Source organism: Pseudochelatococcus sp. B33 (genome assembly GCF_053570585.1).
The window spans coordinates 92,590-105,180 of the sequence record NZ_JBSEFH010000015.1; the positions used below are offsets into that span (position 1 = coordinate 92,590).

Here is a 12,591-nt window from a genome sequence, read left to right on the forward strand (position 1 = left end):
AGGCAACTGTGGGATCCATATGCAATCGCCGCCCAAGATAGAGATCGATAACGTTGGGGTTTCTTTTGGCAGTCACCGGATCTTCAACGACATCCGAATGGAGATATCGAAAGGTGAAATCGTTTGCCTGATCGGAGCCAGCGGTTGCGGAAAATCGACGTTGCTCAATGCGGTTGCCGGGCTGGTCGGCCTGTCATCGGGGCAGATACGCATCGACGGCAAGCCAATCACCGGCCCGGGAGCCGACAGGGTGATGGTGTTTCAAGATGACGCCGTTTTTCCATGGATGCGCGTTCGCGCCAACGTGGAGTACGGCCTCCAGATAAAAGGCCTATCCAAGAACGCGATCGCCAAACGCGTTCAGGAGGTTCTTTCGATGGTCGAACTCGAAGCTGTGCCGAATGCCTTTCCACGCGAGTTGTCCGGAGGCATGAGAAAACGCGTCGACTTGGCCCGTGCCCTTGCGGTTAATCCCCAGGTTTTACTCATGGATGAACCGTATGGCGCCCTGGATGCCATGACAAAGGAAAAACTTCAGATTCACTTTCTCAACATTTGCGAACAAACTCAGATGACTTCGATGTTCGTTACGCACGACCTTGAGGAAGCTCTGTTTTTGGGAGATCGTGTCGTTGTTCTTGGCCGCAATCCTGGGCGAATCGCTGCGATTCTCGACGTTCCATTTTCCCATCCACGGACCAGCGACCTGAAGCGCGAACCGGAGTTTCAGAACCTTCGGGGCGAGCTCAGCCGGCTGATAATTTAGACGGCAGAGGTAGATCAACTTGACTATCTGGACGAGACTCCTACTTCCGATCGTCATACTGCTGGTTTGGGCCTGGGTTAGCAGCCAACGCTACGTGAGGCCGCTTTTCCTCCCCTCTCCTGCCGACATTTACAATTCCTTCCTAGTTCTCCTGCCATCGCTTCCAGAGGCAATTGCCGCAAGCACGACCATGACGCTAAGCGGGTTTCTTATTGGAACAGCGGTGGGTCTCGCTAGCGGGCTTCTCATGGCCTACAGCGCGACCGCGCGATTTATCCTGGCGGGAACGCTCAGCGTTGTCCGCCCGGTTCCGGTGTTTGCGCTTATTCCTCTATTCGTGCTGTGGTTCGGTATCGGGATGACACCGCAAATCACGCTTATCGCGGTCGGAACGTCCCTGATAATAGGTTTGGCTACCATAGAGGCCATAAAAAACGTTCCGTCGATTTACGTTCAGGCGAGTCTTGTCCTGGGAGCGAGTCGCTCGAGGATTTATTCCTCGGTAATCGTTCCCGCAATTCTGCCACACATGCTCGGCGCTGTACGCGCTGCCGCCGCAGCGGCTTGGGGGCTCGATGTTGCCGCAGAGTTCATCGGCGCACAGGCCGGGCTCGGACGTCTCCTCATTGTGCGCCAAGAGTACCTTGATACGTCCTCGATGATGGTCATCATCATTATCTACAGTCTTCTGGCCGTTCTCCTCGATAAGGCGCTTCAGTTCATCGAGGTGCCGCTGATGCGATGGACGGAGCGCAACAACCAAAGCGGAGCGGTGGGTGCGATCATTGGCGCGGACTCTTGATAGTCCTACGCGCACAGAGACAACTCAGCCGCGAGCGTAAGATATCTGCTTGGAGTAAACCATCATGACAGGAGCCCACTACGATCTTGTTATACGTGGCGGAACCGTCGCGACCGCAGCGGATGTGTTCCAGTCTGACATTGGGGTCAAAGATGAGAAGATCGTTGCTTTGGGATACAGGCTGGGCAAGGGCGATAGAGAGGTCGATGCGACGGGACGACTTGTGCTGCCTGGTGGCGTGGACACACATGCACACATCGAGCAGCGCACCGCCACCGGAATCATGAACGCGGATACCTGGCAAAGCGCAACCATCGCTGCGGCCTATGGCGGAACGACAACCGTCATATCCTTCGTAGCCCAGAACGGAGCCGCAGATGTGGAAAAGGCCGCGACCGATTATTTGGCTCTGGCAAAGGCAGGGGCTGTCATCGACTACGCATTCCACCTGATTGTCTCTGATCCAAGCTCGGCCGTCCTGCAGCAACTACCAGCGCTGCTCACGGGCGGCTATGGCTCCATCAAGGCCTTTATGACCTATGACAGTCTGCGTCTGGATGACGAGCAGATGCTCGATCTGCTGGCGGTAGCGCGGGGTGGCGGAGCCATGGTGTGTGTACACGCTGAAAACCACGGCATGATCTCCTGGGCTGGCAGGCGTCTTGCCGAGCGTGGCCATACAATTCCCAAGTATCATGCTTTTAGCCATCCGCGGGCGTCGGAGGCCGAGGCATTCAACCGTATTATCGCTTTGGCTTCGCTCGTGGACCAGCCGATCATGATCTTCCATGTCTCGACACGCGAAGGTGTAGACGTCATTCGTCATGCAAGGGGCCAGGGTTGTAAGGTCTTCGCGGAGACTTGCCCACAATACCTATTCCTTACCGCCGATGATCTGGATCGGCCGGGTATCGAGGGTGCGAAATGGATTTGTTCGCCACCCTTGCGGACCAGAGACGACCAAGAAGCTCTTTGGCAGGGATTGGCGCTTGGCGATCTACAGGTCGTATCTTCGGATCACGCACCTTATACGTTCGATGACCGGGGCAAACTAATGGCTGGCCCGGAGCCCTCATTCAAGCAGGTTCCAAACGGCCTTCCAGGTCTCCAATGGCGTCTCCCCCTGATGTTCGACGCAATGGTTTCGAAGAACCGACTGGGTTTGATGAAGTTCGTTGAACTGACGTCCACAGCGCCGGCTCGTCTCTACAATCTCGCCGGAAAGGGTTCCGTTGCCATTGGAGCCGATGCTGACTTGTGCATATGGGAGCCGGACAGGCAAGTTAGACTGTCGGAAGCCGCGATACATGACCGTTCCGGCTACTCTCCCTATCTTGAGCGCACTGTCACCGGCTGGCCTGTCCAGGTTATCAGACGAGGCAGAGTGATCGTTGAGAATGACCGAATGCTTGCAGAAGCCGGAACCGGCCGCTTCCTCCCGAGAAGCGGAGGCGACGCAGCAACGCCTAACCGTTGATGATCCCTGCTGGAGTGCGTTCCCTGCACCGGACAGCTGGCTACCAAGTTTGAGCTTTGATGAACCAGTGGGGACAAACTCCCAGGAGAGTGCGCTCGGAGCAATGAATGAGGGAGGATCTTGTCGCCATGCAGATAATCGCTATGGCACCAACCCCGGCGGCTGACCCCCGCCGAAACCAACACGCCGGTCGGAGACGGCCCTTCCAGAAATCCGCGCTCGGTCGTCAGCGCTCCAACACCACCCGTCTCAATACGTGGTTGTCCGGCAGCAACATCCGCTCCTGTAATCTCGCCGTATAATGATCATTTTTATCAATATCATTAGTCGTAAAAGCCAGGAGACACACGAATATCATGGATAGAGTTAATATCATGATGATATATTACCAACGCATTCTCTCGTTCTATTATGCGTCTCAGCTTGTTCATTGATTCAAAAGTTGTAACAGGACCAGCACGCGGAGTTCCTGTCATGATATTTTTTTCCAGATTTTCGCGCTGGGGAATGACGCCTGCCGGAAGCACCACTGTACCGGTCTTTGGCAGACGTACCACCAGCGCCTGCTCACCCCGGGTGTGTGAGGGACAGAACAAAATCTCAACTGTTTTGTCACCGAAGAGATCCAGATCCTCGTCATGCAACTCGTGAATGTTCAGCTTGCGAGTAGGCAGGATTTCCACGTCATTATAGCTCTTCATATATCTCTTGTCCGGCCACCAAGCATCCTGGAGTTCCCGAAACTGGAGAATGAACTTCGCATCGGGAAACAGACTGATCCCACCGCAATGATCATACATCAAGCATGACAAAACAACATAATCGATGTCGCCTGGCTTGATCCCGATCGTCTCGAGCTGACGATCGGCAGCCTGTTCAGGCAGCATCGCCGGTTCCAGAGCCTTTGCTCTATCGCCCCAATGAGCATCGGCATCCCGCGCGATGTTTGGGTGAAGGCCGGTTTCGAACAGAACCCTGCCTTTGGGATGGTCAATCAGGAAGAACAGCGTGGGAACCCGGATCTTGCGCCCCATATTGTACATGAAGGTCATGATCCCCTGGTCATAGCTCAACATCCCGCCGACAAAGCAGTAAAGCCTCATATGTTGATGTCCTCAGCTTGTGGGGATATGGCTTGAAAGCTAGGTAAAACGTTGCTCATCGCGTTAGCTAGCCAATCAGCCAACCACCATCTACCGGAAGGATCGCCCCCGTGGTGAAACTGGATTGATCCGATGCGAGAAAGACGGCCGCCGCCGCAACCTCCGCTGACCTACCGAAGCGCCCCATCGGGTGACGCGCCACAGATCGCGCTTTCGCGGCGCCAGGATCCTCCTGCCGTGCAAATGAGCGTTGAAGCAAGGGCGTGTCGATGGCCGCGGGAACCAATGCATTGGCCCGTACACCGGAAGTTGCATAATCAAGCGCGAGCGACCTCGTCATGCTGATCACCGCTCCCTTGGACGCGACATAGGAGGCGTTGCCGCGCCCACCCGAAAGTGCAAGCTGCGACGCGACAGTGATGATGGAACCTCTTTGCGCTGACAGGAAATAGGGAAGCACCGCCTTGCACCAGAGGAAGGTTCCTTTGACGTTTACGGAGAAGACTTCGTCCCAGGTTTCGTCGCTCGTCGCGGTCGCGATGCCTCCTTTTGAGATGGCCGCCGCCGTCACCAGGCAATCGAGTCTCGACCAGCGACCATGGACGGCGCGGGCCGTCTCCTCGGCTAAGGCAGGGTCGTCAACTGACCCTACGACTGTGATTCCGTTGGAATCGTCACTGATTTCACTCGCCGCCTGGATAAGCAGCTCCTGATCGCGGTCCACCATTGCAACCCTTGCACCTTCCGCGATGAAACGAGCGGCGATCGCCTTGCCTATTCCGGATGCCGCCCCCGTGACGACACAGGTCATTCCTTCAAGGTTCACATGCCTTCTCCTGCCAAATTGAACGTCGAATATAAAAATGCATACTTTCGTTCACTGATCAACTTTAACGTTAAAAAAAATCGTGCTACGTTGGAATTATCATGGACGCAGACCGTCGCCCAGAAGGAGACGCATGAATGGATGGGGCAAGTGCCGCGGAGGCGCCGAACCTGCTGGCTGAAATGATCGGAGACAGCATCGATCGATTGGTAAACCTCGATATCAGTGGCTATGGAGTCATCGACCATCTGCACGCGGCCGCTCGCATGCTGTGCGGTCGGCCCGTTTCCCAGGAAGCCGCGCTTCGATTGAGGCAGCGCGTGGGGAAAGGGGATTACTTTTTTGTCTCGGCCGGGTGGATCCTGCCCGGCTTCTATCCCTACGGAGAAACGGATGGGCCGATCGGAGCGGCCACATTGGGACGTTCTCTTGGGTTGGCGTTTGGCGCCCGCATGGTGCTGCTGACGGAACCAACCCTGGTTGGAATGATGACTTCCACGTGCCGCGCAGCTGGGTTGAACGTTATAACTGAAGCTGACCTCGAACAAGCCAGCCGACCTCCTCACCCGCAAAATCTGTATTGCATCGTTCTTCCCTTTCCGATCGACGAAGAAAGTGCCGTGTCGGAAGCTGCGCGCCTTTTTGACAGGTACCAGCCAAAAGCGATCATTGCTGTCGAGAAGAATGGCCCCAATCACAAAGGACGCTACAGTATGGTCGACGGCTCGGACAATTCCGACTGCGTGGCCAAAGCGGCTCGTCTTTTTGAAGAGGCTGCGCGACGCGGCGTGTTAACGATCGGAATTGGTGATAGAGGAAACGAGATCGGATTTGGAGCCATAGCGGAAGTTCCACGCCATATTCTTCCCTTTGGTGAAGACGCCACCGATACGACTGTCGTCGACGTGCTCGTGACGGCGGCTGTATCTAACTGGGGCGCCAGCGCTATCGCGGCAAATCTGGCCGTCCTTCTGGACAACCCCGAGCTCCTGCATAACCCTCGGACCGAAGCGCGAATGCTTGAAAGTTGTATTGCTGCCGGAGGAATAGACGGATTCATGTGCCGGCCCGTCCCTTTTACCGACGGGATGACGGCTGACACGCATGTCGCGGTCAACACATTGCTGAACGAAATGGTCAGAGCGCCGGCAGCACGGTTGCCGTCTCTTTTTTCGACCCCGACGCATAGGCGGTAACGTACCCATACGGGCCAACAGGAGAAAGGTTTCATGGTCAAAAAAGATATGCTTTATGAAGACATTGAGCTAGGATCCGTCTTCTATTCCGAAAGCAGAACGGTAACAAAACAAGACATACTTGATTTTGCAAGGGTAACCGGTGACGATCATCCCCTACATGTTGATGAAGAATTCTGTCAGAAAGCGGGATACAATTCTCTTATTGCTCATGGATTGTTTAGCGTCGCCTTGATGGAAGGGTTAAAGAATAAACTCAAGATCTACGAGCATACCTCGATTGGCTCCCTTGGCTGGAACAACATTCGCTTCATCAAGCCGTTGTTTCCGGGGGATACGGTCCATCTCCAGATTACATTCTCGAAAAAACGGAAGAGCAAAAAGCCAGGACGAGGTGTCGTTTCAGAGGAGATCCGCGTAATAAATCAGAATAATGAGATCATATGCGAAGGAGAGCATACGACATTACTAATGTCGGAATTGTAAAATATTATAATTTATAATTCCACATTGCAACATATGGAATAGAGAAGCGACAATCATAAGAGCCGCGGTGCCGACTGGAGGTATATCTATGGACCTGGGACTGAAGGGCAAAACCGCGATGGTTCTTGGTGCCGGAGGCGGGTTGGGGGGTGCCATTGCCGTCAGCCTGGCTGCAGAAGGGGCTCATGTTGCGATTAGCGACATCGATAGCGAGTCGCTCCACAGATCCGCCGAGAAGATCAGGCACGCAGGATCGGAAGCGCTGATCTGCCCATTCGATCTTGCGGATCTTTCTGCGATGGATCAACAGGTGGCCGCTGTCGAGCAGCGCTTCGGTGGTATTGATATTCTTATCAACAATACAGGCGGGCCACCTCCAACACCTGTTGCAGGGCAGGCCCCGTCGATCTGGATCAAGAATTTCGAAATGATGATCCTTTCGGTGATAGCACTTACCGATCGAGTATTGCCGGGCATGCGTAAGCGGCGGTGGGGCCGCGTTGTCACGAGCACCTCATCCGGCGTGATTTCGCCGATACCAAATCTCGGCATTTCAAATGCATTAAGGCTGTCGCTCGTCGGATGGTCGAAGACGCTTGCCGCGGAAGTGGGGCGTGATGGTGTAACGGTCAACATAATCCTTCCCGGGCGCATAGCGACCGATCGCATCAGATTTCTCGATGAGCAAAAAGCCAAGCGGGAAGGACGCAGCGTGGAAGAAGTGGCCGCCGAGTCAGTCAAGGCCATTCCTTGTGGGGCGTTATGGCGCCCCGCAGGAGTACGCCGACGCAGCCGCATTTCTGGCGAGCGAGCGCGCCTCTTTCATAACCGGCTCCGTCATCCGCGTCGATGGCGGCATGATTACCAGCATCTGATTGGAGGCGAAAATGACCCTCGACACCTCAGCGAGCGGGGTATTCCCCATTGCTCCTACTCCATTTCTTTCCGACGGTCGCGTTGATGAGAAGTCCGTCGACCAGCTGATCGAGGCCTATCGTCACGCCGGCGCGACAGGAGCAACCGTCCTCGGAATAATGGGTGAAGCGCCCAAGCTTGAGCCGGAGGAATCGATTGCCATTGCAGAGCGTTTTGCAAAGGGGATGGGGAGCCTTCCGGTGATTGTCGGCGTCTCGGCTCCAGGTTTTGCGGCCATGCGTCGGCTGGCGCGCGAAGCGATGGAAAAGGGGGCGGCGGGGGTGATGATTGCCCCGCAACCCAATCTTCGGACCGACGCCCAGATCGTCGGCTATTATCGTCAGGCAGTGGAGGCGATTGGCGCCGACATGCCGTTCGTTATCCAGGACTACCCGTTGACATTGACTGTGCAGATGACCCCAGACGTCATCCGACAGATTGTCATGGATCATCCGTCGTGCGTAATGCTCAAGCACGAGGATTGGCCGGGGCTCGATAAAATATCTGCCTTGCGGGCCTTCCAGGCGGAAGGAACCATGCGACAGATATCCATTCTGACCGGGAATGGCGGGCTCTTCTTGGATTTCGAGATGGAACGCGGCGCCGATGGTGCGATGACGGGATATGCGTTTCCCGAAATGCTGGTCGACGTTGTACGTCTTCAGAAGGCCGGCGATCGCGAGGCCGCCCACGATCTCTTCGACGCGCATCTCCCCTTGATTCGCTATGAGCAGCAGCTGGGAATTGGGCTGGCAGTCCGCAAATATACGCTGATGCGGCGCGGCATCATTGCATCGGATACCCAGCGCAAGCCCGGCGCGAGTCTTTCTGAAACCGGAAGGCGGGAAGTGGACTATCTTGTCTCCCGACTGAGCTCGCACCTGCCAGACAGGGCAATCCTGTAGGGCCAGTCCCCTATCCACCGGCGATCACTGCCGTCTCGCAACACTTCAATGAAACCGCAAGGAGAGCGCTATGCCGTTCGAAGCCTTTTCGGCAGACAAAATATTCCCATCGCCTGCACCCATGTCGCCGGCAACCATGACCAGGAGCGCCAATATCCTTCATATTTCCGGCCAGGTTTCTCAGGATGTCTCAGGAAAGACCATTGGTATCGACGATGTCGCGGCACAAACCAATCAGGTCATCGACAACATAGAGGCGCTTCTTGCCGAAAAGGGCGGAACATTGGATGACATCTGCAAGGTGACGATCTTCCTCACTTCTCGCGAACACTTGGCTGCTGTCATGGACGTACGGCGCAGGAGGTTTACAGCCCCGTACCCGGCAGCATCAGCCATCGTGGTCGCCGCTCTGGCAAATCCCGAATGGCTTGTCGAGATCGAGGCGATGGCCGCCCTCGCGTAGAGCTGCTAGAGTATCGTCGTTTTTCTCCGAATCATGAAAATTCTCTATCTCTTTGTTTTTGATGCAATTCCGGACGCAAAAGCGGTACCCGCTCTTGCTGGAACTGCCCTAGCCCTAGGTGTCCTCTCGCAGACGCCGTATCGTGCCCTTCCGCCGCAAGCCATTGCGACGGTTTCCGTTTCGGACACCACGTCGCATATCCTCTCTAACCGGAAGGAAATACCTATCCATGTCCTATCGAGGATTGCGCAAGGGCATGACAAGCTACGGAGACAAAGGGTTCTCGCTGTATCTTCGCAAGGCATTTATCAAGGCGGCCGGCTATTCCGACGACGCGTTGGAGAGGCCGATCATCGGCATCACCAACACGGGCAGCGACTTCAATCCGTGTCATGGAAACGCGTTTCAGCTCATAGAGGCGGTTAAGCGCGGCGTCATGCTGTCGGGCGCGCTACCAATGGTATTTCCAACCATTAGCATTCACGAATCCTTCGCGCATCCGACCAGCATGCTGCTCCGCAATCTGATGGCCATGGACACCGAGGAGATGACCCGGGCCCAGCCCATGGACGCGTTGGTCATCATCGGTGGCTGCGACAAGACGTTGCCGGCCCAGATCATGGGTGCGATCAGCGTTGATCTCCCGACAATCATTGTTCCGGTCGGTCCGATGGTGGTGGGGTATCATCGTGGCGAAACGCTCGGTGCGTGCACGGATTGCCGTAGACTACGGATTGCCGTAGACTCTGGTCGAAATTTCGCGCGGGAGACATGGATGAGGTCGAGATAGACTTGGAGCGCGCGGCATCCGCATCAATACACGCAATCCTGCCGGCCTTGTACTGCGCGATTTCCGACAGATCGCGCAGCGGATTATATCGCGCGGGTGGCACATTAAGCTCCAGATCGACAGTCGCGATATAACGGATGCAGCTCGGATGGCCGCCGAAATCGGAATTCCGATCGTCATCGGTCATTTTGGTTTTCCTGATCTTTCGGCAGGCCCGGATGGCGAGGATTTCGCGGCGATGGTCGACATCGCCGCCCGAGGCGGGTGCCTGGTGAAAATGTCGGCACCTTATCGACTGCGTGGTTTATCGCATTATGAGGTTCTTGACCCGTTCATCCGGCGCCTCGTGGAGGAAGCCTCCGATGCGCTGCTCTGGGGGCTGGACTGGCCCCATACGGAGTGCTCCGGCCTTATGCCGGACGATGGCGAACTTGTTGAACTCGTCGAAAGCTGGTTGCAGCAAAGCGAGCTGCGTCGGAAGGTGCTGGTGGAAAACGCCGCAGCATTCTATTGGGGAGACGAGGAGTGGACCGACATATCCCGATCCGACGCTGAACTATAGCAGTCATTCATTTAATCTGAGGGAGGGTATTTTCCAGACTTCCGATGACTGAGACCGGCCGAAGCTGTTCGGGGTTATAGAACCGGGTCATAGCGAGCAGGTACTACCGCAATGACCAGGAATCAGGTCAGAATACGCACTCCTCGAACGCCGGCTCGACGCTCTCCTGCCAGCGCCCGCGCCACAGCGCCAGCAGGTCTTCCGCCTGGGTGCGGCCGCTGTCGGCGATGGCGTCGAGCGGATCGAGGTAGCGGCCCTCGTCGCCGCCGTTCGCGTCATGCAGCGCCCGCGCCGCAAGCCCCGCCCGCGACAGCGCCAGCACCTGGCGCGCGAGATCGCGCAGCGGGCGTCCGCGGACGGTGGCGGCAAGCCCCTCGCGCGGCACGGCGTCGCGCAGGGCCTGCCGCTCTTCCGCCGTCCAGCCGCGCACGAGATCCCACGCCGCGTCGAGCGCGTTGCCGTCGTAGAGCAGCCCCACCCAGAATGCGGGCAGCGCCAGCAGCATCGGCACCGGCCCCGCATCCGCGCCGCGCATTTCCAGAAACTGCTTCAGCCGCACCTCGGGGAAAACCGTCGACAGATGGTTCGCCCAGTCGGACAGGGTGGCGCGTTCGCCTTCGAGCTCCGGCATCCGGCCGGTCAGCAGGTCGCGGAACGAGCGGCCCGCGACATCGTGATAGGTATCGCCGCGCTTGACGAAATAGGTCGGGACGTCGAGCACCCAGTCGACATAGCGCTCGAAGCCCATCCCGTCCTCGAAGGCGAAGGCGAGCATGCCGGTGCGGTCGCCGTCCGTGTCGCGCCAGATGTCGGAGCGCGCCGATAGCAGGCCGTTCGGCCGCCCATCCGTGAAGGGCGAATTGGCGAAGAGCGCGGTCGCGAGCGGCTGCAGGGCGAGGCTGACGCGCAGCTTCTTCACCATGTCCGCCTCGCTGGCGAAATCGAGATTGACCTGCACGGTCGCGGTGCGGAACATCATGTCGAGGCCGAGTTGGCCGACCTTCGGCATGTAGTCGGCCATGATGCGGTAGCGCCCCTTGGGCATCGCCGGGGTCTGCGCGCGTGTCCACAGCGGGCTCATGCCGAGGGTGAGAAAGGAGATGCCAAGCCCCTCCGCCACCGCCTTCACCTCCGCGAGATGGCGCAGAAGCTCGTCCCGCGTCTCGTGGACGGAGCGCAGCGGCGCGCCCGAGAGCTCGAACTGCCCGCCCGGCTCCAGCGAGACCGCGCCGCCCCCGCCCTCGTCGGTCAGGCCGATGGGCAGTCCCGCCTCGGTGATCGGTTGCCAGCCCGTCCGCTCGGTGAGGCCGTCGAGCAGCGCGCGGATGCCGTTGGCGCCCGCATAGGGCACGGGTTCGTGCGTACCGGTGTGGAACGGGATCTTCTCGTGTTCCGTACCGAGCCGCCAGGCCTCCGCCGGCCGGCAGCCGCGTGCGAGATAATCCACCAGTTCCCGATGCGACTCAATCGGCGTCGGATCGGATGAATCGCGCGCCATGCAGCGTCACCTCGACAGCGGGGCGGGAGCACTAGGGTGCAACCGGAAAGACGGGAGATACTGCATAATCCGAACCGCAGCGCCGCGCAACACGCACGCCGGGGCGCGAGCTGGCGCGAGGGCCGCAACAGCCGCGCAAGCTACCGCTGGCATGGTGGCTCCCGAGCGGCCGGTGCGGACAGCGGCACGCCCCTGCGAAGGGCGAGCTTGTCCATATCCGTCCGCGTGGCGTACAAGCAGGAGTGGCCGATGCGATGCGGTTGACGCAGGTGCGCCGGCGGACGCACGCCGGGAGGTGCGGCCCCTCGCGGACCGGTTTCCACAACGGATTGCGTCTCATCGGCAATCATGCTCCGGAAGGGGACGACTTTTCGTTGAATCGCCATCTCACTCCATCCATTTGTTGACGCATGATCCCGAAGCCGGTTCCCCTCCCGGAATCATGCTCTGGCCACGAACATGCTGCAAGACGGCAGCACGCAGCCCATTCACGAAAAGGCGAGACGACTACAATGCCGGAAGCTTCCAAACAGCTCCTTCACCTCGTATTCGGCGGTGAACTCACCGATATCGACGGCACGGAGTTCCGCGACCTCAGCAAGCTCGACATCGTCGGCATCTACCCCAATTACGCCGCCGCGCACGCGGCCTGGAAGGCCAAGGCGCAGCAGAGCGTCGACAACGCCCATGTCCGCTATTTCGTGGTGCACCTGCATCGCCTGCTCGATCCGGACGCCACCGCGTGAGGCGCGCCGGGTGACCGCTTTTCGAACCTGCGCTCTTCAGGCCCGCGCACCGGCAC

12 protein-coding genes and 2 pseudogenes are annotated in these 12,591 nt (G+C 57.9%); 11 read left to right on the forward strand and 3 right to left on the reverse strand.

Annotated features, from left to right (window positions below; all coding sequences use genetic code 11):
• Nucleotides 1-19 precede the first annotated feature (19 nt).
• The 3 genes from ACUSIJ_RS17480 (at nt 20) to hydA (ending at nt 3,045) form a co-directional block, all read left to right on the forward strand.
• Nucleotides 20-766: an ABC transporter ATP-binding protein gene (locus ACUSIJ_RS17480; RefSeq protein ID WP_449309697.1), complete on the forward strand. Its 747-nt coding sequence runs from the start codon at nt 20-22 to the stop codon at nt 764-766.
• 190 nt (nt 767-956) lie between these two features.
• Entirely contained in the window at nt 957-1,568 is a 612-nt protein-coding gene (locus ACUSIJ_RS17485; RefSeq protein WP_449309769.1) for an ABC transporter permease, read from the forward strand.
• A gap of 64 nt (nt 1,569-1,632) precedes the next feature.
• A complete protein-coding gene (gene hydA, locus ACUSIJ_RS17490; RefSeq protein ID WP_449309698.1) occupies nt 1,633-3,045 on the forward strand; it encodes a dihydropyrimidinase in 1,413 nt (470 codons plus the stop codon).
• A gap of 323 nt (nt 3,046-3,368) precedes the next feature.
• Here hydA and ACUSIJ_RS17495 read toward each other — a convergent pair whose 3' ends face one another.
• Together ACUSIJ_RS17495 and ACUSIJ_RS17500 are read right to left on the reverse strand one after the other, a co-directional pair.
• The gene (locus ACUSIJ_RS17495) at nt 3,369-4,148 is read right to left on the reverse strand and encodes an N-acyl homoserine lactonase family protein (protein ID WP_449309699.1); all 780 of its coding nucleotides are present in this window, start codon (nt 4,146-4,148) and stop codon (nt 3,369-3,371) included.
• Nucleotides 4,149-4,215: 67 nt separating this feature from the next.
• Nucleotides 4,216-4,974: an SDR family oxidoreductase gene (locus ACUSIJ_RS17500; protein WP_449309700.1), complete on the reverse strand. Its 759-nt coding sequence runs from the start codon at nt 4,972-4,974 to the stop codon at nt 4,216-4,218.
• Nucleotides 4,975-5,111: 137 nt separating this feature from the next.
• Between ACUSIJ_RS17500 and ACUSIJ_RS17505 the strand changes: the two genes are divergently transcribed.
• From ACUSIJ_RS17505 to ACUSIJ_RS17535, 7 genes and pseudogenes are all read left to right on the forward strand, one after another.
• Nucleotides 5,112-6,170, forward strand: coding sequence for a glutamate cyclase domain-containing protein (locus ACUSIJ_RS17505; protein WP_449309701.1), 1,059 nt, complete (start codon nt 5,112-5,114; stop codon nt 6,168-6,170).
• Nucleotides 6,171-6,203: 33 nt separating this feature from the next.
• Complete coding sequence (locus ACUSIJ_RS17510) at nt 6,204-6,656, forward strand: MaoC family dehydratase (protein WP_449309702.1); 453 nt, start codon at nt 6,204-6,206, stop codon at nt 6,654-6,656.
• Between the two features lie 88 nt (nt 6,657-6,744).
• Nucleotides 6,745-7,531 (forward strand): annotated as a pseudogene (locus ACUSIJ_RS17515) (SDR family oxidoreductase).
• Nucleotides 7,532-7,543: 12 nt separating this feature from the next.
• Entirely contained in the window at nt 7,544-8,476 is a 933-nt protein-coding gene (locus ACUSIJ_RS17520; protein WP_449309703.1) for a dihydrodipicolinate synthase family protein, read from the forward strand.
• 70 nt (nt 8,477-8,546) lie between these two features.
• The gene (locus ACUSIJ_RS17525; protein WP_449309704.1) at nt 8,547-8,939 is read left to right on the forward strand and encodes a RidA family protein; all 393 of its coding nucleotides are present in this window, start codon (nt 8,547-8,549) and stop codon (nt 8,937-8,939) included.
• Between the two features lie 229 nt (nt 8,940-9,168).
• A pseudogene (locus ACUSIJ_RS17530) lies at nt 9,169-9,731 on the forward strand (dihydroxy-acid dehydratase domain-containing protein); the annotation flags it as partial.
• Between the two features lie 50 nt (nt 9,732-9,781).
• The gene (locus ACUSIJ_RS17535) at nt 9,782-10,291 is read left to right on the forward strand and encodes an amidohydrolase family protein (RefSeq protein WP_449309770.1); all 510 of its coding nucleotides are present in this window, start codon (nt 9,782-9,784) and stop codon (nt 10,289-10,291) included.
• Nucleotides 10,292-10,418: 127 nt separating this feature from the next.
• On the opposite strand, the gene ACUSIJ_RS17540 is transcribed toward ACUSIJ_RS17535, so the two are convergent.
• Nucleotides 10,419-11,789 carry a glutamate--cysteine ligase gene (locus tag ACUSIJ_RS17540; RefSeq protein ID WP_449309705.1) on the reverse strand — a complete coding sequence of 457 codons (1,371 nt, stop codon included), beginning with the start codon at nt 11,787-11,789 and terminating at the stop codon, nt 10,419-10,421.
• A gap of 512 nt (nt 11,790-12,301) precedes the next feature.
• Here ACUSIJ_RS17540 and ACUSIJ_RS17545 point away from each other — a divergent pair.
• Nucleotides 12,302-12,535 carry a DUF4170 domain-containing protein gene (locus ACUSIJ_RS17545; protein WP_449309706.1) on the forward strand — a complete coding sequence of 78 codons (234 nt, stop codon included), beginning with the start codon at nt 12,302-12,304 and terminating at the stop codon, nt 12,533-12,535.
• The last annotated feature ends 56 nt before the right edge of the window (nt 12,536-12,591 follow it).